The organism is Leclercia sp. Marseille-Q4284 (assembly GCF_916618945.1).
In the GTDB taxonomy this organism is placed as follows: Bacteria; Pseudomonadota; Gammaproteobacteria; order Enterobacterales; family Enterobacteriaceae; genus Enterobacter; species Enterobacter tamurae.
The window spans coordinates 1,094,738-1,116,842 of the sequence record NZ_CAKAKG010000001.1 but is presented as its reverse complement, the minus strand read 5'-3'; the positions used below and the strand labels follow the sequence as shown (position 1 = coordinate 1,116,842).

22 protein-coding genes, 3 tRNA genes and 1 pseudogene are annotated in these 22,105 nt (G+C 56.2%); 12 read left to right on the top strand and 14 right to left on the bottom strand.

Annotated features, from left to right (window positions below; genetic code table 11):
- The first annotated feature begins 50 nt into the window (after window positions 1-50).
- Window positions 51-674 carry a transcriptional regulator RcsA gene (gene rcsA / locus LG383_RS05095; protein WP_106993430.1) on the top strand — a complete coding sequence of 208 codons (624 nt, stop codon included), beginning with the start codon at window positions 51-53 and terminating at the stop codon, window positions 672-674.
- A gap of 101 nt (window positions 675-775) precedes the next feature.
- On the opposite strand, the gene dsrB is transcribed toward rcsA, so the two are convergent.
- Window positions 776-964, bottom strand: a complete 189-nt coding sequence (gene dsrB, locus LG383_RS05090) for a protein DsrB (RefSeq protein ID WP_181247239.1) — start codon at window positions 962-964, stop codon at window positions 776-778.
- 128 nt (window positions 965-1,092) lie between these two features.
- Here dsrB and yodD point away from each other — a divergent pair, with 128 nt between their 5' ends.
- Window positions 1,093-1,320: a YodD family peroxide/acid resistance protein gene (yodD, locus tag LG383_RS05085; RefSeq protein WP_106993432.1), complete on the top strand. Its 228-nt coding sequence runs from the start codon at window positions 1,093-1,095 to the stop codon at window positions 1,318-1,320.
- A gap of 298 nt (window positions 1,321-1,618) precedes the next feature.
- On the top strand, window positions 1,619-2,431 hold the full coding sequence (locus LG383_RS05080) for a mannosyl-3-phosphoglycerate phosphatase-related protein (RefSeq protein WP_225758487.1): 813 nt from the start codon (window positions 1,619-1,621) through the stop codon (window positions 2,429-2,431).
- Here the strand turns inward: LG383_RS05080 and dgcQ are convergent.
- The 3 genes from dgcQ to LG383_RS05065 form a co-directional block, all read right to left on the bottom strand.
- Window positions 2,413-4,089, bottom strand: a complete 1,677-nt coding sequence (gene dgcQ, locus LG383_RS05075; protein WP_225758486.1) for a cellulose biosynthesis regulator diguanylate cyclase DgcQ — start codon at window positions 4,087-4,089, stop codon at window positions 2,413-2,415. The two genes, LG383_RS05080 and dgcQ, sit on opposite strands and share 19 nt — an antisense overlap.
- A 113-nt stretch (window positions 4,090-4,202) precedes the next feature.
- On the bottom strand, window positions 4,203-4,385 hold the full coding sequence (locus LG383_RS05070) for a YodC family protein (protein ID WP_166182893.1): 183 nt from the start codon (window positions 4,383-4,385) through the stop codon (window positions 4,203-4,205).
- Window positions 4,386-4,463: 78 nt separating this feature from the next.
- The gene (locus LG383_RS05065) at window positions 4,464-5,381 is read right to left on the bottom strand and encodes a DUF808 domain-containing protein (protein ID WP_225758485.1); all 918 of its coding nucleotides are present in this window, start codon (window positions 5,379-5,381) and stop codon (window positions 4,464-4,466) included.
- Window positions 5,382-5,557: 176 nt separating this feature from the next.
- On the opposite strand from LG383_RS05065, the gene yedA reads away from it, so the two are divergent.
- On the top strand, window positions 5,558-6,472 hold the full coding sequence (gene yedA, locus LG383_RS05060) for a drug/metabolite exporter YedA (protein ID WP_106993437.1): 915 nt from the start codon (window positions 5,558-5,560) through the stop codon (window positions 6,470-6,472).
- Here yedA and LG383_RS05055 read toward each other — a convergent pair.
- Genes LG383_RS05055 through drpB form a run of 4 tightly spaced genes read right to left on the bottom strand, consistent with a single transcriptional unit; the run spans window position 6,444 to window position 9,409 of the window.
- Window positions 6,444-6,935 (bottom strand): very short patch repair endonuclease, encoded by a 492-nt coding sequence (locus LG383_RS05055; protein ID WP_106993438.1) that lies wholly within the window; start codon window positions 6,933-6,935, stop codon window positions 6,444-6,446. The genes yedA and LG383_RS05055 overlap by 29 nt on opposite strands.
- A complete protein-coding gene (locus tag LG383_RS05050) occupies window positions 6,919-8,349 on the bottom strand; it encodes a DNA cytosine methyltransferase (protein ID WP_166182897.1) in 1,431 nt (476 codons plus the stop codon). Before LG383_RS05050 ends, LG383_RS05055 begins: the two co-directional genes overlap by 17 nt.
- Window positions 8,350-8,399: 50 nt before the next feature.
- Complete coding sequence (locus LG383_RS05045) at window positions 8,400-9,095, bottom strand: phosphohydrolase (RefSeq protein ID WP_225758484.1); 696 nt, start codon at window positions 9,093-9,095, stop codon at window positions 8,400-8,402.
- A 41-nt stretch (window positions 9,096-9,136) separates the two neighbouring features.
- Window positions 9,137-9,409, bottom strand: a complete 273-nt coding sequence (gene drpB, locus LG383_RS05040) for a cell division protein DrpB (RefSeq protein ID WP_106993441.1) — start codon at window positions 9,407-9,409, stop codon at window positions 9,137-9,139.
- Window positions 9,410-10,068: 659 nt separating this feature from the next.
- Here drpB and LG383_RS05035 point away from each other — a divergent pair.
- The 3 genes from LG383_RS05035 to dcuR all read left to right on the top strand — a co-directional run bounded on the left by LG383_RS05035 (window position 10,069) and on the right by dcuR (window position 13,614).
- Window positions 10,069-11,145 (top strand): porin, encoded by a 1,077-nt coding sequence (locus LG383_RS05035; RefSeq protein WP_225758483.1) that lies wholly within the window; start codon window positions 10,069-10,071, stop codon window positions 11,143-11,145.
- Window positions 11,146-11,278: 133 nt separating this feature from the next.
- The gene (locus LG383_RS05030; RefSeq protein ID WP_225758482.1) at window positions 11,279-12,892 is read left to right on the top strand and encodes a sensor histidine kinase; all 1,614 of its coding nucleotides are present in this window, start codon (window positions 11,279-11,281) and stop codon (window positions 12,890-12,892) included.
- On the top strand, window positions 12,889-13,614 hold the full coding sequence (gene dcuR / locus LG383_RS05025; protein WP_225758481.1) for a two-component system response regulator DcuR: 726 nt from the start codon (window positions 12,889-12,891) through the stop codon (window positions 13,612-13,614). Before LG383_RS05030 ends, dcuR begins: the two co-directional genes overlap by 4 nt.
- 163 nt (window positions 13,615-13,777) lie before the next feature.
- Here the strand turns inward: dcuR and LG383_RS05020 are convergent.
- Window positions 13,778-13,867 (bottom strand) — tRNA-Ser (locus LG383_RS05020).
- 93 nt (window positions 13,868-13,960) lie between these two features.
- On the opposite strand from LG383_RS05020, the gene mtfA reads away from it, so the two are divergent.
- Both mtfA and LG383_RS05010 read left to right on the top strand, forming a co-directional pair.
- Window positions 13,961-14,758 carry a DgsA anti-repressor MtfA gene (gene mtfA / locus LG383_RS05015; protein WP_106993445.1) on the top strand — a complete coding sequence of 266 codons (798 nt, stop codon included), beginning with the start codon at window positions 13,961-13,963 and terminating at the stop codon, window positions 14,756-14,758.
- Between the two features lie 100 nt (window positions 14,759-14,858).
- A tRNA-Asn gene (locus LG383_RS05010) sits at window positions 14,859-14,934 on the top strand.
- A gap of 65 nt (window positions 14,935-14,999) precedes the next feature.
- Here LG383_RS05010 and LG383_RS05005 read toward each other — a convergent pair.
- From LG383_RS05005 to nac, 4 genes and pseudogenes are all read right to left on the bottom strand, one after another.
- Window positions 15,000-15,302 carry a helix-turn-helix domain-containing protein gene (locus LG383_RS05005; protein ID WP_106993446.1) on the bottom strand — a complete coding sequence of 101 codons (303 nt, stop codon included), beginning with the start codon at window positions 15,300-15,302 and terminating at the stop codon, window positions 15,000-15,002.
- Between the two features lie 3 nt (window positions 15,303-15,305).
- Window positions 15,306-15,431: pseudogene (locus tag LG383_RS05000) on the bottom strand (diaminopimelate decarboxylase); the annotation flags it as partial.
- 218 nt (window positions 15,432-15,649) lie between these two features.
- Window positions 15,650-16,600 (bottom strand): HTH-type transcriptional regulator Cbl, encoded by a 951-nt coding sequence (gene cbl / locus LG383_RS04995; protein ID WP_225758480.1) that lies wholly within the window; start codon window positions 16,598-16,600, stop codon window positions 15,650-15,652.
- 96 nt (window positions 16,601-16,696) lie between these two features.
- Window positions 16,697-17,614, bottom strand: a complete 918-nt coding sequence (nac, locus tag LG383_RS04990; protein ID WP_106993448.1) for a nitrogen assimilation transcriptional regulator NAC — start codon at window positions 17,612-17,614, stop codon at window positions 16,697-16,699.
- 319 nt (window positions 17,615-17,933) lie between these two features.
- Between nac and LG383_RS04985 the strand changes: the two genes are divergently transcribed.
- Window positions 17,934-18,009, top strand: a tRNA-Asn gene (locus tag LG383_RS04985).
- Window positions 18,010-18,066: 57 nt separating this feature from the next.
- Here the strand turns inward: LG383_RS04985 and ldtA are convergent.
- Window positions 18,067-19,023 carry a L,D-transpeptidase gene (ldtA, locus tag LG383_RS04980; protein ID WP_225758479.1) on the bottom strand — a complete coding sequence of 319 codons (957 nt, stop codon included), beginning with the start codon at window positions 19,021-19,023 and terminating at the stop codon, window positions 18,067-18,069.
- A gap of 234 nt (window positions 19,024-19,257) precedes the next feature.
- On the opposite strand from ldtA, the gene shiA reads away from it, so the two are divergent.
- Both shiA and LG383_RS04970 read left to right on the top strand, forming a co-directional pair.
- Window positions 19,258-20,568, top strand: coding sequence for a shikimate transporter (gene shiA / locus LG383_RS04975; RefSeq protein ID WP_225758478.1), 1,311 nt, complete (start codon window positions 19,258-19,260; stop codon window positions 20,566-20,568).
- 70 nt (window positions 20,569-20,638) lie between these two features.
- Entirely contained in the window at window positions 20,639-22,093 is a 1,455-nt protein-coding gene (locus LG383_RS04970) for an AMP nucleosidase (protein WP_225758477.1), read from the top strand.
- Window positions 22,094-22,105: the final 12 nt, after the last annotated feature.

The following is a 22,105-nucleotide window of genomic DNA, read 5'->3' as shown; positions in this document are numbered from 1 at the left end:
GCTCTCAGGCCGATGGTAAATTATCGTTATGCATTGAGTGAGGGTATACCATGTCAACGATCATTATGGATTTATGCAGTTACACCCGGCTAGGGTTAACCGGGTATTTGGCCAGTAGAGGGGTAAAGAAAAAAGACATCAACGACGTTCATAACGTTGACGAACTTGCCGCCGCATGTGAGGCCTTGACGCCCGGTGTGGTGTTTATTAATGAGGACTGTTTCATTCACGATCCCGGCAACAGTCAGCAAATAAAGCAGATCATTAATCAGCATCCCGGCACTCTGTTTATTGTATTTATGGCAATTGCCAATCTTCATTTCGACGAATATTTGCGGGTACGTCAGAATCTTCTGATTAGCTCTAAATCCATTAAGCCGGAGTCACTGGATGACCTGGTGGGGGATTATTTAAGCAAAGAGATAAAGAATGTAGCAGAATTTAATTTTCCGACTTTATCATTAAGCCGGACTGAATCAAGTATGCTGCGAATGTGGATGGCCGGACAGGGAACGATTCAAATATCCGATCAGATGAATATCAAGGCCAAGACGGTTTCGTCACATAAAGGAAATATTAAAAGGAAGATAAAAACGCACAATAAGCAAGTGATCTATCATGTTGTGCGTCTGACAGATAATGTGACCAACGGAATTTACGTTAACCTGCGTTAATCGCCCTCCCCTTTTTTATTGCTCCCCGATCTCTGGCTATGCCAGAGATTTTTCCTGTGCGCTATTCGGGTCGGGCCAGCCCGCGCTACCCGACACACGCGTTACTCCTGGCTTTCGACGAAAATGCCGTCAGGGTGACCCGTCTCGTTAAAGAACCAGATCCCGAGCGGATAATCTTCCAGCGAGACCAGATACATCGTGCCTTCATTAAACTGCTCAACCGCCAGTACCACACCCGGGCGGCGCGGCCCGCCATCCGTTTTGACTGTCACCCGATCGTTAACCTGCATAAAATCCTCCTCTGGTTTTGAGCCAGTGTAGAACAAAACGTGAAAACTGGCAGCGTGTTGCCGCGTGAATGACGTTTTTATCGACGGTCTATACTTACAGGTGGACAGCCTGTAATGAGGAGTGAGTGATGAAGACCGTCAAAGAGTACAGCGAAACGGCAAAACGGGAAGTGAATGTTGACGTTGATGCCCTGCTCGCCGCAATCAATGAAATTAGCGAGAGTGAGGTAAAACGCATCGAGGATGACCCCGCACGGGTAAGAGTGAATGACCGGGATTACCACACCTGGCGCGAGCTGGCTGAGGCCTTCGAGCTCGATATCCATGATTTTAGCGTGACGGAAGTGAATCGCTGAGGCGAAAAAAATCCCGGTCATGGGGTGACCGGGATGAAACTTGCTTATGCAAGAAGCACTTGTAAATTCGTTACACCAGGAAATCTGATGTGGGGTAGACATTATCTGCAAAATTTTTGCAAGACAAGGATATATTTTTCACATGTATAGTTACCTCACGAAATTAAATTTTTAGATATGATTGCCAATGGGCCTGGGACGCGGCCTCAACGGGATCGGTTCCATAAGTGGAACTATTGCCATGCCATTTTTTTAAGAAAATTCCTATAAACGACCTTTATCCGTTACGGGAGATGCTATGCCTTCACTTGAGGAGCCGCTGCTCATCTATAGCGATCTGGATGGCACGCTGCTGGACATTCACACCTACGACTGGCAACCCGCCGCTGGCTGGCTGGAGACTTTACAGGACCATCAAATCCCGATCGTTCTCTGTAGCAGCAAAACCGCGGCGGAGATGCAGGCGATCCAGCGCGATCTCGGCCTGGACGGTCTGCCCTTTATTGCGGAGAACGGCGCGGTGATTCAGCTGGATGTGCGCTGGAACGATCATCCTGACGGCCCACGGCTGATCAGCGGGGTTCCCCATGCCGATATTGTCCAGGTGATTAACCAGCTGCGTACCGACGCGGGATACAAGTTCACCACCTTCGATGAGGTGGACGAGCGGGTGATTAGCGAGTGGACAGGCCTTAGTCGCGAAAGAGCGGCCCTGGCGCGGCTGCACGAAGCCTCGGTTACGCTGATCTGGCGTGACAGCGACGAGGAAATGGCGGCTTTTGAAACGGCCCTGGAGGCGCTGGGGCTGAAGTTTGTTCAGGGCGCGCGCTTCTGGCATATCCTTGACGCCCGGGGCGGTAAAGACCAGGCCATCAGCTGGCTCAACGAGCAGTACCTGCAGCGCGACGGCATGCTGCCCACCACCTTAGGGCTGGGGGACGGGCCAAACGACGCCCCGCTGCTGGACAGCGTGGACCTGGCGGTAGTGATCAAAGGCATTAACCGCCAGGGCATACAGCTGAAAAACGATGACCCGCAGCGGGTTTACCATACCCAACAGCCCGGCCCTGCGGGCTGGCGTGAAGGGCTGGATCACTTCTTCTCTTCCTGACCAACGACCTGATTGCGTCCTCGCTGCTTCGCCTGATAGAGATGGGCGTCAGCGATGGACTGCAACTGTTCAAAGTCATAATTACCGTTTTCCCGGGCGCTGCTGACGCCGATCGACACGCTGATGCGTGCCGTCTGGCTCTTTTTCACCAGAATTTCGCGGCCGTTAATCCGCGCCCGTATCCGCTCGGCAATCTGCATCGCCTCCTCAGGCCCGGCTCCTGGCAGGACCACGCAAAACTCTTCCCCGCCCACGCGCCCGGCGACATCGGCCTCCCGTATCGTGCTGGTGATTAACCTGGCCGCATGGGTCAGTACCTTATCGCCCGCCTGGTGGCCGTATCTGTCGTTGATGTTTTTAAAATGGTCGAGATCCATCTGCATCACCGAGAAAGGCTGCTGCTGTTGCTCGCATCGCTTCGCCAGCGCTTTTGCCCGCTCAAACAGTGCGCCGCGGTTGTTGATTCGCGTGAGGGGATCGTGCCAGGCCTGCCACTGGAGCGAGTGTTGCAGCCGGTACATATTGCTGACCATCCGGCGGATGACGAACCACGAGACCACCAGCATCCCGGTGAACAGCAGCCAGAGCAGCGTCAGGGCAATGGTAATGCTGCCAAAGTCGCCTTGCGCCCCTTCCCTGAAGGTGTGGATGCGCAGCAGGACCCCGTCGAAGTGGTCCAGATGCTGCCAGTTAACGTACCGACTCCCCAGCCGGATCTCCCCTTCGGTATCCTTCTCCATGGCGCTGGCAATCTGCGCGCGTTCGCGCTCATCAAACTGGCTGGCGTTTCTGGCGACGCTCTCCGACGTGGCGAGCAGCGTAAAGCTGTTGTCATAGAGCTGGAACTCCCCTTCCCCATTACCGTCTACCGCATCCTGCAGCAGCTTCTTGATTCCCGGGAGGGTAAAATCAATCGCCAGCACGCCGTACCAGTAACGCTGATAGTCGACCGGGACGCTGACCGTAACGATGCGATCGCGTTCAGCCGCCTGCGTAAACCAGCGCACGCTGCGGGCGCGATTATCGCGATCCGATTGACGGGTGAACCACGGGGTGATCGCCAGCTGATAGTAACGGGTGGTTATGTCCCGCTCCCCATTGTTGGGTTCGGTAGAGATGTAAAACCCCGCCCGGGAGACGTAAACGATGCGCTTTGCGTGCGCAGGAGGGGCATTAATACGCAGCAAATAGCCCATTTCGAAGGCGGCACTCATCTCCTGTTCGAGCCGTTCGTCGTCGCGTATCAGGCTGTTGGTCTGCTCGACAAAGGCATCGGAAACGCCATTTAAGGGTAAGGTGCGCCGCTCGTCGAAGGTGAGTTGCCAGAAGGATTTTGTCCGCAGGTCGCTAACGCGGGAGACGGTATCATGCAACACCGTAGAGGCCAGCGGGGTTTCAAGGGCATCCTGCATGCCGTTGCGAAAGAAGAGCAGTTTTTCCACGCTGAACTGCAGCTGGCGATCCAGTGAGTTGACCACGTTCTCGAGATGCGTGTGCTGCGTAGCAGCATAGGCGTCTTCAAGCACCACAGCCTCGCGCCAGGTCAGCAGCGTGGAGAAGATAAGGACGGTAATGAAGCAGATATTGACAACCCGGCCCGGATGAAAACGATGAGGTGCCGCAAAAACCTCTTTTCTTACAATATCGTCGGGCTGCACACACACTCCCTGAAAGCCACCTGCGCCATCCGCATGTGCGGGGACGGTAATATTACTGTCTGTTAGCGATTATAGCGCACAAAAACGCCCGGCATTGCCGGGCGTAGCGTGACTCAAGCCTTGTCCTGTCGCCGGATGCCGTCACCATGCTGAAGCTCATCTTCACGAAACGCTTCCTGCTTGATGCCGTAACCGTCGTACCAGCGACACTCCACCATTCCGCTTGCATAGCCGGTAACGACCATTCGTGGACCGCCGTTTTTTGGCTTAACTTCATCGCTGACCAGAAAGACCATAACCGCCTCCTTTATCAGTGTGAAACTGTATCAATTTAGTCGACAAATAACAGTTATGCCTGGTATAGCCACAAGCTATTAATGTGAACTACCTCGCATTTTTCCGACGAATTTTACTACAGCGACCACGATAAGACCAATGATCAACCCGATTACCAGATTCAGTAAGGTAGGTAAAACGGTTGCAATAACAGCAGCTTGTCCTTCGGCAAAGTGTTCAATGGCATGATGCAGCGGCGCGATGCCATGCACCACGATCCCGCCGCCGACCAGGAACATGGCCAGGGTACCAATCACCGACAGGGACTTCATCAGCCAGGGGGCAATCACCAGCAGGGCTTTACCGAACATCTTCGCCAGGGCGCTGGTTTTATCACTCAGCCAGTAGCCGACGTCGTCGAGTTTAACGATGACTCCCACCAGGCCATAGACCCCGATTGTGACCACAATGGCAATCCCGGACAGCACCAACACCTGGTTCAGCAGCGGCGCATCCGCCACAATACCCAGGGTGATGGCCACAATTTCAGCCGACAGGATAAAGTCAGTGCGGATCGCACCCTTTATCTTATCCTTCTCAAAGGTGACGGGATCCTGCGAGGCCAGCGCTTCCAGACGCTGTTGCCGCGCCTCCGGACTCTCCTTTCCTTTATTCTTACGTGATTCGAGCGAATGCAATATTTTCTCTGCCCCTTCAAAGCAGAGAAACGCCCCGCCTACCATCAACAGCGGCGTGATGGCCCAGGGTATAAAGGCGCTGATCAGCAACGCCAGCGGCACGAGGATCACTTTATTGAGCAATGACCCCTTCGCCACGGCCCAGACCACCGGCAACTCCCGATTGGCGCGCACGCCCGAGACCTGCTGGGCATTGAGAGAGAGATCGTCTCCCAGCACGCCCGCGGTCTTCTTGGCCGCCAGTTTTCCCATCAGCGAAATATCGTCCAGCAAGGTGGCAATATCATCCAGCAGTGTTAATAAGCTACTTCCCGCCAAAATTACGTTCCTTCTTTTTTGTTAATAACCTGAACAGTATGGAGTAAAACCCGCAACCCCGAAACTTTCCCGTTTAAGTCAACAAATAATTCAGAATCACCACAATTAAAGAACTCGCCAGCGTGATAGTTTTCACGTTAACTCTATGCGACCAAATTATTGCATTGTGAGGGAGTATGCGTTTCAGGCAAGTCTTACCATTAGCGGGCGCGCTGTTTGCGCTCTATATCATCTGGGGGTCCACCTACTTCGTGATCCGCATCGGCGTGGAGAGCTGGCCGCCTCTGATGATGGCGGGCGTGCGCTTCCTCTCTGCGGGTGTCCTGCTACTGGCGTTTTTATTCCTGCGCGGTCACAGGTTGCCGCCGCTGCGCCCGCTGCTCAATGCCGCCCTGATCGGCGTCCTGTTGCTGGCGGTCGGAAATGGCTTTGTCACCGTGGCGGAACACCAGAATGTTCCTTCGGGGATCGCGGCGGTGGTGGTCGCGACCGTTCCCCTGTTTACCCTCTGCTTTAGCCGCCTGTTTGGCATTAAAACGCGCAAGCTGGAGTGGCTGGGGATCGCCATCGGGATGGCGGGCATTATTCTTCTTAACAGCGGCGGTAATCTGAGCGGTAATCCGTGGGGCGCGGTGCTGATCCTGATCGGGTCGATGAGCTGGGCGTTTGGCTCGGTGTACGGCTCACGCATCGAATTACCCACCGGAATGATGGCCGGGGCGATTGAGATGGTCACCGCCGGGATCGTGCTGCTGGTGGCGTCAATGATCTCTGGCGAAAAGCTGACCGCCCTGCCCGACCTGTCCGGCTTCCTGGCGGTGGGTTATCTGGCTATTTTCGGCTCGGTGATTGCGATTAATGCCTATATGTTCCTGATCCGCAATGTCTCTCCGGCAGTCGCCACCAGCTATGCCTATGTGAATCCGGTGGTGGCCGTGCTGCTGGGTACGGGTCTTGGCGGGGAATCGCTTTCCCCGGTTGAGTGGATGGCGCTGGGGATCATCATTATGGCGGTGGTGCTGGTGACGTTAGGCAAGTATCTGTTACCGGCCAAACCGGTGGTTACGCCGTGTCAGGCGGAGAAACCTTAAGCGGGCGAATGCCCTGAGTGTCGATCTGCGCGGTCTCTCCACCGCCGCAGATCCACTCCTCCAGCCGCTCCGTGAGCGCCCTGTCGTCCAGCTTTAACCTGCCGCGCAGCGCGCACTCCCACACAACCAGTACCCGCCAGCCCTGCTGCTGAAGCAAGGCAATATCGCGGTTATCGCGAACAACGTTTTTGCCAATCTTGTCCAGCCAGAAGTCGGTGCGGGTCGCCGGGACCTTAAACAGATAGCAGTCGTGGCGATGCCAGAAACAGCCGTGGGTAAAGATGACGCACTGGTGGCTATCAATCACAAAATCAGGCCGCCCGGCAAGGCTGGCGTCCTGCACGCGGAACGCAAAACCGACCTCCGTCAGCAGGCCAGCCAGCCGTTTTTCGATGGCCGTATCCCGCGTGCCGATGGCGCGCATGTTTTTACTGCGGGTGGCCTTATTATGAACGTCCGCCATCGACAGTCTCAGCCTTGCGTTGCGCTACCGCCTGCAGAATACGCGACTCCAGCAGTCGGGCGACGGCGGCAAACGCCGGGACTACCACCGAGTTACCAAACTGACGGTAAGCCTGGGTGTCAGACACCGGGATGCGGAACTGGTAGCCCTGGGGGGTTTCAAAGCCCATCAGACGGGCGCACTCGCGCGGCGTCAGGCGGCGAGGACGGTGGCGCTGGTTTTGCGGATCGTCGAAATCCCGCTCACCGAGGGCTTTATCCCAGCCCCGGTCAATGAGGATCTCGGCCCCGTCTTTGTAATAGCGCGCCGAGAGAGTACGGGCAACGCTGTTCGGGTTGGTGGGATCGACCATACCGAAACCAAACCCGTTGCCCTTCGCCTGATGCTTCTGCGCATAGCGATACAGATATTTCCACAGCACCGGGGTGAGAATGAATTTTGCGTCCACCACGGGTTCGAGCAGATCGGCAATGGTGGGTCGGCGTGCCGGCCACAACCCCGGGAGATCGCGCAGCGTGAAGTTGCCCCGCAGGTTGAGATCGCGACGAAAACCCACCAGCACAATGCGCTCGCGGTGCTGGGGCAGGAAGTGTTTACCATCGATAATCTTCGGATCGTCAGGCCCGCTCTCCGCGGCATCCGCTACGTCATATCCCAGGTCGTCGAGGGTCTGCATGATGATGCGGAAGGTTTTACCTCCGTCGTGGCTCTTCAGGTTCTTCACGTTCTCAAGGACGAAGATCGCCGGGCGACGAGCGTCAATAATGCGCGCCACGTCGAAGAACAGCGTTCCCTGCGTGTCGCAGGCAAAACCGTGCGCGCGGCCCAGGGCATTCTTCTTTGATACCCCGGCCAGCGAAAACGGCTGACACGGGAAGCCCGCCAGCAGCACGTCATGCTCCGGAATGGCGTTGCGAATGTGCTGCGCTGCCTCGTCGTCCGTGACGCCGCTCTGGTGGCTGAGGGTGACTTCGCGGATGTCATCGTTAAACTGGTGTGCATCCGGATCGCAATACCAGTTGGCCTTGTAGGTGCGCACCGCATGTTTGTTCCACTCGCTGGTAAACACGCACTGGCCGCCGATCGCCTCAAAACCATGGCGGATGCCGCCGATCCCGGCAAACAGATCGACAAAGCGGAAAGCATAGTGAGGATGACAGGCCGGAGGACGCGGGAGCAGGTTTTGCAGCAGGCTATATTCACCGTCGCTGAGGCGATGGCCTGCCCGCTCGCTGGTCACCAGACGCTTGAGGATCGCCGGGCTCCAGTGACTGTCGCCCTGAGTCTTCAGAAGATGAGCCAGCGTTCTGGCATCGTAAATTTCCAGGAGCTGGCTTAATAACGCCTGAACTGAAGCCGTTGATTTCTCTGCCAGCACAAGCGCGGACTCCATCACTGATACATTTTCCTGCATAGATTTAACCGGGCCAAAAGGGACTGAGGAGAGAGTAACACATAAAGGCATCACAGACTGTCGCGGAAACGCTGCAGCACTGCGGCGTCTATACCCTCGTAATCACCGCATAGCTCGGCACTGAGCCGGGCCATAAACTGAATCAACACATCGGCACCCTGGCGTGCCAGCTGTCGTCCGGCGGCGGTCTGCATCGTTTCAGGCAGGCGCAGCAGTTTGGTCTGGAAATGGTCCAGCGCAAACGCCCGGTCGTTCAGCTCACGCGCATCGGCAAAGGGATCTTCCGGGTCGAAGAGCGGTACCCCCAGCGCGCCGGACACGGCAAAGACGCGTGCAAGGCCAATCGCACCGAGGGCTTCCAGCCGATCGGCATCCTGAACAATTTTCGCTTCCTCGGTAAGCGGCGTAATGCCCGCGCTGAAGCTGTGCGCCTCGATGGCATGCTGGATAGCGGCATAGTGATGGGCAGGGAAATCGGCAAAGTCTTCGCGCAGGATGGCGGTGGTTCTCGCGGCGGCCAGCTGCGACGAGCGGCCCCGCTGCGGATGATTTTTTGGCAGGCTGACGATATCGTGAAAATAGCAGGCCGTCAGGATGACCAGCGCATCAACCGCCCGATCTTTCATCAGCCGCTGTGAGGTGTTCCAGACCCGACGGAAATGCGAGATATCATGGGCGGTATCATCGGTGGCATGATGCGCCTTCAGCCAGCTTTCAAAACGTTGCTGCCATTGCACGAGTTCCATAGTGCTTTCCAAAAAGTGAAAAGCCGTACAATAGCAATTATTTACTCTTCTGACACATCACGCGGCCGGGTGTACCAGGCAATGGCCCCAAGGATCGATCCCACCGCGCTTAACAGCAGAAAACCGCACAGGGCGCTGAGCCATTTGCCCGACGTCGAGCCGAGATCGTCCTCAATGAGCGGCCCCGATACCGAGGTGACTTTACTGACGATCCACAGATAGCGGGCCATCGCCCAGATGAAATAGCCGCAAAAGGCGTAAAATACCCACAGGGCCAGTTTGCCTCCAAGGCTGCGATTGTGTTTTTGTTCCATGTTATTGTCCTTTCCTTTTCGCGACAGTATAGCCGTCGCATTCACATCGCCAATCCAAACCGTGAAATAAATCACATTTTTCGATCGAACGCACCCCTCTGGGGCAGATTTTCTGCCGCCAGTTTGCGTTAGGGTCATCTTCCGCAAGATTATATTTAGCACATTTATCATTCGCTCGTATTTATTTGACTGAAAAATATTCTAAGCGGACATGGCGAGAGGGACGGGAAGGATTTATTACACTGTTTTTATCCTGGACAAGACATTTGCTCAAACGAAGAACTGTGCAATGATAACGACGTTATATGCTTTTTTTATCGTTACACCATTAATAACTCTCAAATTCCCCCTAATCCTTAGCCCGATACTGTTATCGGGCTTTTTTTTGCCGTCTCCTTATCGCAAAAGCATAAATACAACCAATGAAACCTTAACTTCAATAAGTTACTGATATATATATTAATAGATAATAAATATACAAATTCAGCAACCATAAATATCACATATAATGAAATCATTATTAATATTTTGAAATAGTCTAAATGATTTGGTTACATTTATTTTTAAACAGTAAAATCCCGCCCTGAAATAGTATTGAACCCGTAATCCGGAGAGGGTTACGTATATTCATTAAGAAAATACTTTGAAGGGAATATATAATGAAAAGAAAAGTTCTGGCAGTTCTCGTCCCTGTTTTGTTAAGCGCTGGCGCAGTAAACGCGGCTGAAATCTACAACAAGGACGGCAATAAATTCGATCTGTACGGAAAGATGGTCGGCGAGCATATCTGGGACAAAACCGACGATAGCAACAGTGAAAACGTTGATACCTCCTACGCCCGTTTCGGCATCAAAGGCGAAACACAAATTAGCGACGACCTGACCGGTTTTGGCCAGTTTGAGTACAACATGACCGCCAGCGCCCCGGAAGGCGAGCAGGATGAGAGCACCCGTCTGGCGTTCGCTGGCCTGAAGTTCGGTGACTACGGTTCATTTGACTATGGCCGTAACTACGGCGTGGCCTACGATGCCGGTGCATATACCGATATGCTGGTGGAATGGGGTGGCGACTCCTGGGTTCACACCGACAACTTTATGACCGGCCGTACTACCGGCGTGGCGACTTATCGCAACACGGACTTCTTCGGTGCGGTTGAAGGCCTGGATTTTGCGCTGCAGTATCAGGGTAAAAACCACGAAAACCAGGTGAAAACAGCTAATGGCGACGGTTACAGCACCTCGCTGGCCTACAACTTCGATGGCTTTGGCTTCGTGGGTGTCTATGGCAAGTCTGACCGCACCAACAAACAGTCTGCTGACGGCTATGGCGATACCGCTGAAGTCTGGTCTCTGGCAGCGAAGTATGATGCCAACAACCTTTACGCTGCGGTGATGTACGGTGAAACCCGCAACATGACCTGGGCGGGTGGCGATGTCGGATTTGCCAACAAAACCCAGAACGTCGAAGCCGTGGTGCAGTACCAGTTTGACTTCGGCCTGCGTCCTTCTCTGGGCTACGTCTATTCCACAGGCAAAGATCTGGGTGAACGCAACGGTCGTGGCGGATTTAACGCCGACCTCGTGAACTATGTTGAACTGGGTACCTGGTACTACTTCAACAAGAACATGAACGTCTACACCGCATACAAATTTAACCTGCTGGATGAAGACGACGCAGCCCGAGCCGGCGGTCACTCTGACGACCAGTTCGCGCTGGGTATCGTTTACCAGTTCTGATTTTCTGGCAAGCCTCTGTTAAGCCCGCTACGCAGCGGGCTTTTTGCTTTTTGCCCGCCACCAGATTTACATAGCTTTAACAAATTAGCGCCATCAGCCATAATGCCCGCTTTCTGCATCTCCTGGAGTTTCAATGCGCGATTTGCCGCCCCTTCCTCCTACGCACAAGCGCCCAATGAAACTGAACACCCTGGTCACGCTGATGGTCTACAGCGTAACGGGCGCGATCCTGCTGGTGATTTTTGTGCTCTATTTTGCGCAAATTACCCGTGCCACGCGGGATGGCGTGCGGGATACCGCCCTGGCGGTTGCCAGAACCCTGGCCGACAGCCCGGAGGTGATCCGCGGCTTATCCTTGCCTCCGGACAGCAACATTATTCAACCTGTGGCCCTGGCAGTGATGCAGCGTAATAACCTGCTGTTTGCCGTCGTCACCGACATGCGGGGGATCCGCTATTCACATCCTAACGGTGCCCTGCTCGGCAAAACCTTCATTGGGGAGGATCTTCAGCCTGCGCTGGAAGACAAAGAGAACGTCGCCGTCAACCACGGGGTGCTCGACGAGGCGCTGCGGGTGTTTACCCCGGTTTATGACGCTCAGCATCAGCAGATCGGGGTGGTGGCGGTGGGGATCTCGCTGAATAAAGTCGAACAGCAGATCGCCCGCAACCGCTGGGATGCCATCTGGCTGGTTCTGTTCAGCGCCCTGCTGGGTGCGCTCGGCGCATGGGGCCTGGTGCGGATGCTGAAACGCGTGCTGTTTGGCCTCGAGCCGTATCAGATTTCCGCCCTGCTGGAACAGCGTCAGGCGATGCTGCAGTCCTTGCGCGAGGGGGTGATCGCGGTGGATCAGCAGGGGCGTGTGACGATGATCAACCATGCCGCCCGGCAGATCCTGAATGCCAGCGCCAGCAGCCATGCCCTGCACGAGACGCCGCTACTGGCGAACCTACGTGAGGTATTGCATACCGGGCTGCCGCGTCAGGATCAGGAGATCAACTGCCACGGTCGGCTATTGCTCTGCAACACCCTGCCCGTCAAAAGCGATAATCAGCTGATGGGCGCCATCACCACCTTCCGCGATAAGACCGAGATCAGCCAGCTGCTACAGCGACTGGACGTTATGGTGAGCTATCTGGATGTGCTGCGCAGCCACTCCCATGAGTTTATGAACAAGCTGCATGTGATCCTCGGCCTGCTGCATATGAAGCACTATGCCAAACTGGAAGAGTACGTCCTGATGACCGCCAATGCCTGGCAGATGGATGTCGGCACGCTGCAGCGCAACGTAAAATCGCCTGTGGTGGCGGGGTTTCTGCTGGGCAAAATCAACCGCGCCAGAGAGCTGGGGTTTAGCCTGACGCTTTCCGATGCCAGTCAGGTGCCGGATAACCCGAATGAACAGCAGGTGGCGGGGCTGATCACCGTACTCGGTAATCTGATCGAGAATGCGCTGGATGCGATGGCTGCGCAGCCCGAGGGGGAGATCGGCCTGCTGCTGCACTATCAACAGGGCTGGCTCAGCGCAGAGGTCAGTGACGATGGGCCGGGCATTGCCCCCGACCATCTGCAGGCCATTTTTAACAAAGGGTTTTCCACCAAAGGGGAAAACCGAGGTGTGGGGCTGTTTCTCGCCCGTCAGCATATTGAAAACCTGGGCGGGGAGATCGCCGTCGAATCTGAACCGGGCGTGTTTACCCAGTTTTTTGTTCAGCTTCCCTGGGACAGTGAAAGGAAAAGCGCGTGATACATGTTTTGATTGTCGATGATGATGCCATGGTGGCCGATCTCAACCGCCAGTACGTTAACCGGGTGGACGGCTTTTGCTGCTGCGGCGTGGCAACTACGCTGGCGGAGGCCGGGGCGGTGCTGAACGCCCGTGCCCGGCAGGTCGACCTGATCCTGCTGGATGTCTACATGCAGCGCGAAAATGGGCTAAGCCTGCTGCCGGTTATCCGGGCATCGGGGCGCAACACCGATGTCATTATGATCACTTCAGCGTCCGATGCCGCCACCATTCAGACCGCCATGCACTATGGCGTGGTGGATTATCTGATCAAACCGTTTCAGTTTCCGCGCTTCGAAGAGGCGTTAAACGGCTGGCGCGAGAAAAAAGTCCTGATGGCGTCGCAGCAGTACCATGACCAGGCCGATGTCGATCGGCTGTTGCGCGGCGGCGCGCCAGGGCTGGCGGACAGCCGACGTCTGCCAAAAGGGCTGACCCCGCAGACGCTGCGCACGCTGTGCCTGTGGATTGATGCGCATCCCGGAACCGAGTTTTCGACCGACGATCTGGCGCACGCTGTTAATATCTCCCGGGTTTCCTGTCGCAAGTATCTGATTTGGCTGGCTCAGATAAATATTCTGCACACCAGTATTCACTATGGTGCCACCGGTCGGCCCGTGTATCGCTACCGTCTGCGTCCCGAGCAGGTCGCCCTGCTCAGACAATATTGCCATCAGGAGTAACGCCCGCAATACAACCGCTTCGGGTAAACATCCTGATTTACTTCACATATATTGTTTTGCAGCGGTAAAGGGCTGTTACTTCCCTTAACTGGAATGATAATGTACCCGGCGCACAGGATGTCTGACGAGAAAGCTAGCGGAAAGACTGACTGAAGAGATAGTGTGGCGGAGAGAGGGGGATTTGAACCCCCGGTAGAGTTGCCCCTACTCCGGTTTTCGAGACCGGTCCGTTCAGCCGCTCCGGCATCTCTCCGTTTTGATGGTTGCCATGATGCCGCGTAATTTGGCATTTTAACAGACCATAACCGTTCAATTTTGTTCAAGTGACGAGTTTGCGAGCAAAGCGATGATTAAGTGGCCCTGGAAATCGAATGAATCCGCCCGAAGCGCGGCATTGCCGTGGGAAGAGGCGCTGGCGATCCCCGTCCTGTCCACTTTATCGGATGAGGATAAATCGCGTCTGGTGCAGCTTGCCATGCGATTCTTACAGCAAAAACGTCTGGTCCCGCTCCAGGGTTTTGATCTCGACGATCGTAAGAGTACCCGCATCGCCCTGCTCTTTTGCCTGCCGGTACTGGAATTGGGTATCGAGTGGCTGGATGGTTTCCATGAAGTGCTGATCTACCCGGCGCCGTTTGTGGTTGACGACGAATGGGAGGACGATATCGGGCTGGTGCACAGTCAGCGGATGGTGCAGTCTGGCCAAAGCTGGCAGCAAGGGCCAATTATCCTCAACTGGCTGGACATTCAGGACTCGTTCGACGCATCCGGTTTTAACCTTATCATTCATGAAGTGGCGCACAAGCTGGACACCCGCAATGGCGATCGCGCCAGCGGCGTTCCTTTTATCCCGCTGCGTGAAGTGGCTGGCTGGGAACACGATCTGCACGCCGCGATGAACAATATTCAGGATGAGATCGATCTGGTGGGCGAAAGCGCAGCCAGTATTGATGCCTACGCCGCCACCGATCCGGCCGAGTGCTTTGCAGTGTTATCGGAATATTTCTTCAGCGCGCCCGAGCTTTTTGCCCCCCGCTTCCCGGCACTGTGGCAGCGTTTTTGCCAGTTTTACCAGCAGGACCCGCTGCAACGGTTACGTGAAAATGACGGCCAGAGCGGCGATCCCGCAGCGCAAGTACACTAAACCAGCACTCTGAGGCTTAATTAATCAATTGAATCAGCGCGTTGAATTTAGTGTTGACACAAAATGGCGGGGCCATTAACATGCGCCTCGTTCACACGATTCCTCTGTAGTTCAGTCGGTAGAACGGCGGACTGTTAATCCGTATGTCACTGGTTCGAGTCCAGTCAGAGGAGCCATATTTAAGAAGCCCGCTTAAGGAAACTTAAGCGGGCTTTTTGCATTCTTATTGATCAAACCCATTTTAAAGCGCAAAGCCGTAATGGGAGCCATCCGGTAGATCGACCTCGACGCGCAGTTTGCCTCCAGCCGCTTCAACATAGCGTTTTAGGGTGGAAAGCTTGATGTCACGCCCGGCCTTTTCCATCCCCGCCACCGTCGGCTGCTTTAAGCCCAGCGCCTGGGCCATTTCGTTCTGCGTTTTGTTCACTTTCTCACGCAGTTCGGCCAGATGGATGTTAAGGAGCATCTCCTCCGCTATAGCTTTGGCGGCCTCTACTACTTCAGGTTTTTCCTCAGCAAGCAGCTGTTCCAGCGTTCTGCCCATACCTCACTCCTTTCCTTCTTTATTGTTCAGATAAGCCGTTAATTCACGATCCGCCAGCGGGATCATCTCCTCATAGAAGCGTTTTTCGTTCCCGGCTTTGTTACCCGCACAAAGGATGGTCCCTGTCCGGTTCGTCGTTTCAATCTTCCACACACGTCCTCCCTGATAATATAGGTTAAAATCTATATAGGTTAAAGACTATATAGAAATTATCTTTTTTACGGGAGGAAGAAAGTGTGGCTGAGGGAAACTGGACGAGACTTCGCAAGAAACTTCATCATGCAATGTAACTGCGTTCACCGTCGGAACCGGGGTAGAAAAAACCCCGCGATGCGGGGTCGGTTGGGCTATATCTGATAGTCAATGGCCACTTCTTCGGACTCCATGACCTGGCGTTTGATCTCATCCACCGAGAGTCCCGCGTTGCAGAGTTCGATAAAGCGCCAGACATAGTTGCGCTGCAGCTGGCCGCGCTTAAGCCCGAGCCAGACGGTGTTGGCATCAAACAGGTGACGGGTATCGAGACGCATCAGGTTACCCTGCTCGAGCTCGCCGCCGGACTGTTCCGCCACCAGCCCAATGCCCAATCCCAGTTCGACGTAGGTGCGGATTACATCAGAATCCTGAGCGCTGAGCACTACATCCGGGGTCAGACCTTTGCGGTTAAAGGCCTCGTCAATACGCGAGCGCCCGGTAATGCCCTGACGGTAGGTAATCAGCGGCCATTTGGCGATAGCGTCCAGAGTCAACGGAGAGACCTGGGTCAGCGGGTGGTCGACCGGCAGCAGCAGACTGTGATGCCAGCGGAACCACGGGAATGCGGCCAGCAGCGGGTCGTTGCTTAAGCGCTCGCTGGCGATACCGATATCCGCCCCGCCGTTTTGCAGCAGGACTTCTATCTCCTGCGGCGTGCCCTGGATCAGCTCCAGACGTACGTCAGGGAACAGCTCACGGAAGGCCTTGATCACCGGCGGCAGGCTGTATCGGGCCTGAGTATGGGTTGTGGCGATGGTCAATACGCCGGAGGCATCGTTGGTAAAGAGATCGGCCAGGCGGCGCACGTTGCTGGCTTCATTCAGAATGCGCTCAGCGATGGTTAACAGCGCCTTGCCGGGCTCAGTCATACCCAGCAGGCGCTTGCCGCGACGAATGAAGATCTCAATACCCAGCTCCTCCTCCAGCTCGCGAATATGGCGGCTGACGCCCGACTGGGAGGTATAGAGCATGTTGGCGACCTCGGTCAGGTTGTAATCCCGACGGGCCGCCTCACGGATGATTTTAAGTTGCTGGAAATTCACGGTTCACTCCGGCGGATCTGACATAGCGCTATTGTTAGAGCGTGCCCGTCGTGAGAACAAATAATAAAAACCCGCAACTTATACCTTTATGGAATATCAGCTGACCAGCTGCAGCTCGCGATTCTCCAGCGATGGACGGCTCACCAGCGACATCAGGATCTCCTTCACCGCCTGTGCCTGCGGTGTGAGTGCGCCGCGCGCCGAGACGTTCAGCGACAGCGGCAGGCTCATTGACGGCGAGGAAATTCGTGCCATCCAGCCGTTGGCGGCGCTGGAGAGCGAGCGGGCTGCCGATTCTGGCAGTACCGTTACGCCCATTCCGCTGGCAATGGCGGCGGTCAGCGTGGAGATAGAGTCGATCTCGCCAATGATTTTGGCCGTCAGACGACGCAGGGAGAAAGCCTCATCGACGCGCAAACGCACGGCGCTGTAGTCGCGAGGTAAGAACAGATTCATCTCGGCTACCGCGGTTAAATCCACGCTCTGTCCCGGACAGTCGCGCGTTCCCACCAGGAAGAGATCTTCTTTCAGCAGCGGCTGGCTGGTGATGCCCGCCACGGGAGAGCGATCGTAAAGCACCGCCATATCCAGTTGTCCGCCGAGCAATTTATCATTGAGCGCCGAACCGCTGTTCTCGTGGAGATAGACCAGTACTTCTGGCAGCTCCGCGCGCACCGCCTGTAGCAGCGGCATGGTGACTGACGAGGCCGCCGTGCCCGGCGCCAGGCCGATTGACACCTGGCCGCTCAGCGTCTGTCCAACATTACCCACCGCCAACTGGGCCTGTTCGCACTGGCGCAGAATAGTACGGGCGTGGGTGTAGAGGATCTTGCCCGCTTCGGTTGGCGTTACGCCGCGTTTCGTGCGGATCAACAGCTGTTGATCCAGCTCACCTTCCAGAGTGGCCACCTGCTGGCTCAGTGCCGGCTGTGCGATATGCAACACTTCAGCGGCCTGGGTCAGGCTACCGATATCGACGATTTTTACGAAGTATTTCAGTCGTCTTAAGTTCATTTTGCCCCCTGTACGAAATGCGTTGCCGGTTCCGGCGCGAATGTACTGAGGGTTTTGCAAGATGCTTGCCAGTTTTTAAAAGAGGTCCGATAAGTCCGCTAAGCGGCGGAAAATAAGGAAATCTAATCATTGCCCACGCTTTTAAACATGAAACAGCGGTTTATGATCTGCCCCATTCGGGGTATATGCGCACCAAAAACGTGCAATCCGTTGCTGAAACCGCCACTTTGCTGATTTTGTCAGCAAACGATTCACACAGGTGGGATCACCCTTTGACAAGTGCAGGAGACGCCGCTAATATTCGCCCCGTTCACACGATTCCTCTGTAGTTCAGTCGGTAGAACGGCGGACTGTTAATCCGTATGTCACTGGTTCGAGTCCAGTCAGAGGAGCCACATTTAAGAAGCCCGCTTAAGGAAACTTAAGCGGGCTTTTTGCTTTAACTGTCTGGCTTATTGGCTGGAGGTCATCACCAGCGGCGTGCTTTGCACTCCGAACCCGATATTCACCGGCATCCCCGACCGACGCTCCAGCGCCCCGCTCACCCGCACGGCATCCACCTCCGCCCCGTTGAGCTGCGCGCGTAACGCAGGCGTCATTGGCAGCGGCACTTTATTGGTGGATTCAAACTCCGCGCGATTACGCGACAGCGGTTCGTGGACTTCCACCCAGCGGCTGCCGTCCGGCTCGGTGGTGACTTTTACCGGCTGATCGATCAGCTGCACCCGCGTCCCCACCGGGACATTATCGAACAGGTACTTAATATCGTCGTTACGCAGACGAATACAGCCCTGGCTAACGCGCAGCCCGATGCCAAAGTTCGAATTGGTGCCGTGAATGGCGTACAGCCTGCCAATATAGAGGGCATACAGCCCCATCGGGTTGTCCGGACCAGCGGGAACAAACGCAGGCAGGGTTTTGCCCTCTTTGGCGTAGGCGCGACGGGTGTTTGGCGTTGGTGACCAGGTTGGCCCGTCCTGCTTGCGCTCGACAGCGGTCACCCAATTACGCGGCGTCTCCCGTCCGGCTTCACCAATGCCAATAGGGAAGATCTCCACGGTGTTCCCCTCTTTTGGGTAGTAGTACAGGCGCATTTCCGCCACGTTCACTACGATCCCCTCCCGCACCGTCGGCGGTAAGATGATCTGCTGGGGCACCACCAGCTGCGAGCCAGATTTAGGTAAAAACGGATCGGCTCCCGGGTTGGCCTCCAGCATATTGCTCAGCCCCTGCCCGTACTGCGCCGCAAAGGCCTCGAGCGGCAGCCTGTTGTCAGCCGGAACGGTGATCACCTGGGGGCTCCCCACCAGACGACTTCCTTCCGGCGGCAACGGGTAACTCACCGCCAGCGCACTCTGACTGACCAGTAATGCGGCAAAACAGCCCAAAATAGTACTACGGCGCATCATTCCCTTCCTCTGTCGCTCCACGTATCAGATAAGCATAGCCTTGTTGCTGCGTTTATCGCCAGATAACCACGCATCATGTCGATAAATATCACCCGTTTAGCTCACGCCAGGATAAAAACGTTTTCACCTGCCTGCTGTCGGGGTAGTCTCATACCCGTCGCTATTTTCAGGCGGCCGCAATGTGAGTGATCTTCTCCCTATACCTATAAGAAAATAACGTCAGACAGGACCACTATGGACACCACCCTCGCATCCCCGTCCCCCTATGGGACAGCACCATCGCTTCATCGCGCGCGCCGCGCGGCCCTCGGCAGTTTTGCCGGTGCGGTTGTCGACTGGTACGATTTTCTGCTGTACGGCATTACCGCCGCGCTGGTCTTTAACCACGAATTTTTTCCGCAGATAAGCCCGGCGATGGGCACGCTCGCCGCCTTTGCCACCTTTGGCGTTGGCTTTCTGTTCCGCCCACTCGGCGGGGTGATCTTCGGTCACTTTGGCGACAAGCTGGGCCGCAAGCGGATGCTGATGCTGACGGTGTGGATGATGGGCATCGCCACCGCGCTGATTGGTATTCTGCCCTCCTTTACCGCGATTGGCTGGTGGGCACCGGTGCTGCTGGTCACCCTGCGCGCCGTTCAGGGCTTCGCCGTCGGCGGCGAATGGGGAGGCGCGGCGCTACTGTCGGTAGAGAGCGCCCCGGCGCGTAAAAAAGCCTTCTACAGCAGCGGCGTCCAGGTGGGTTATGGCGTTGGCCTGCTGCTCTCCACCGGGCTGGTCTCGCTGATCAGCACGCTTACCACCGACGAGCAGTTCCTGAGCTGGGGCTGGCGAATCCCATTCCTGTTCAGCATCGTGCTGGTGCTGGCGGCCCTGTGGGTGCGCAAAGGGATGGACGAGTCCGCCGAATTCGAGCAGCAGCGTCAGCAACCCGCTGAGAAGCGCCGTCTGCCGGTGATGGATGCGTTGATCCGCCATCCGGGGGCGTTTCTGAAAATCATCGCCCTGCGCCTGTGCGAACTGCTGACGATGTACATCGTCACGGCTTTTGCCCTGAGTTACTCCACCCAGAACCTCGGCCTGCCCCGCGAGCTGTTTCTCAATATTGGCCTGCTGGTGGGCGGTATCAGCTGCCTGACCATTCCCTGCTTTGCGTGGCTGGCAGACCGCTTTGGTCGCCGTCGGGTCTATATCACCGGTGCGCTAACCGGGGCCCTTAGCACCTTCCCGTTCTTTATGGCGCTTGAAGCCCAGTCGGTGTTCTGGATTGTGGTGTTCGCTATCCTGCTGGCGAATATCGCCCATGACATGGTGGTGTGCGTCCAGCAGCCGATGTTTACCGAAATGTTTGGCGCGAGCTACCGTTACAGCGGCGCGGGTGTGGGCTATCAGGTGGCGAGCGTGGTGGGCGGCGGGTTTACGCCGTTTATTGCCGCTGCGCTGGTGACCTTCTCCGGCGGGGACTGGCACAGCGTGGCCATCTATCTGCTGGCCGGATGTTTGCTTTCTGCCGCCACGGCTCTACTGATGAAACCGGCTTCATCCTGATACTTTAGTTTCACATCCAGGTGACATACTATCGGTGAACGCCGTACACCTGTGGAACAAGGAGACAGAGATGAATAATAAGGGCTCCAGCCTGACCCCGGCTCAGGCACTGGAAACGCTGGATGCGCTGTACGACCAGGCGGTCAACGCCTTACGCAGCGCCATCAGCGAGTATATTAAAGACGGAACGCTCCCGGATGCAGAGGCCAGAATGAATGGCCTCTTTGTTTATCCTTCGCTTTCCGTGACCTGGGATGGTAGCGCCACCAATACGCCGAAGACCCGCGCCTATGCGCGCTTTACCCACGCTGGCTGCTACTCCACTACCATTACCCGGCCGACGCTGTTTCGCCCGTATCTGGAAGAGCAACTGACGCTGCTGTATCAGGATTACGGCGCCCACATCACCGTCGAGCCGTCGCGGCATGAGATCCCCTATCCGTATGTTATCGACGGTTCCGAACTGACGCTGGACCGCTCCATGAGCGCGGGCCTGAAGCGCCACTTCCCGACCACCGAACTGTCGCAGATTGGGGATGAGACCGCCGACGGGATCTACCATCCGGCGGAGTTTTCCCCGCTGTCGCACTTTGACGCCCGCCGGGTTGATTTTTCGCTGGCGCGCCTGCGTCACTACACCGGCACCCCAGCGGAACATTTCCAGCCGTTCGTACTGTTCACCAACTACACCCGCTATGTGGATGAGTTTGTGCGCTGGGGTTGCAGCCAGATCCTCGATCCGGACAGCCCGTACATCGCCCTCTCCTGCGCGGGCGGGATCTGGATCACTGCCGAAACCGAAGCCCCGGAGCAGGCCATCTCCGATCTGGCGTGGAAGAAGCATCAGATGCCGGCCTGGCACCTGGTCACCGCCGACGGCCAGGGCATCACTCTGATCAACATCGGGGTGGGCCCGTCGAACGCCAAAACCATCTGCGATCACCTCGCGGTCCTGCGTCCGGACGTCTGGCTGATGATTGGCCACTGCGGCGGGCTGCGTGAGAGCCAGCTGATTGGCGATTACGTGCTGGCCCACGCTTACCTGCGCGACGATCACGTCCTGGATGCGGTGCTGCCGCCGGACATTCCGATCCCGAGCATTGCCGAAGTGCAGCGGGCGCTGTACGACGCCACCAAAGAGGTGAGCGGCATGCCGGGCGAAGAGGTTAAACAGCGTCTGCGTACCGGGACGGTGGTCACCACCGACGATCGTAACTGGGAGCTGCGCTACTCGGCGTCGGCGCTGCGCTTCAACTTAAGCCGCGCGGTGGCTATCGATATGGAGAGCGCTACTATCGCCGCCCAGGGTTATCGCTTCCGCGTCCCTTACGGCACCCTGCTCTGCGTCTCCGATAAGCCGCTGCACGGCGAAATTAAGCTCCCGGGTCAGGCGAACCGTTTTTACGAGGGGGCGATCTCCGAGCACCTGCAGATTGGCATTCGCGCTATCGACCTGCTGCGTGCCGAGGGGGATAAGCTGCACTCGCGCAAGCTGCGTACCTTCAACGAGCCGCCGTTCCGCTAATCATAAAAAAGG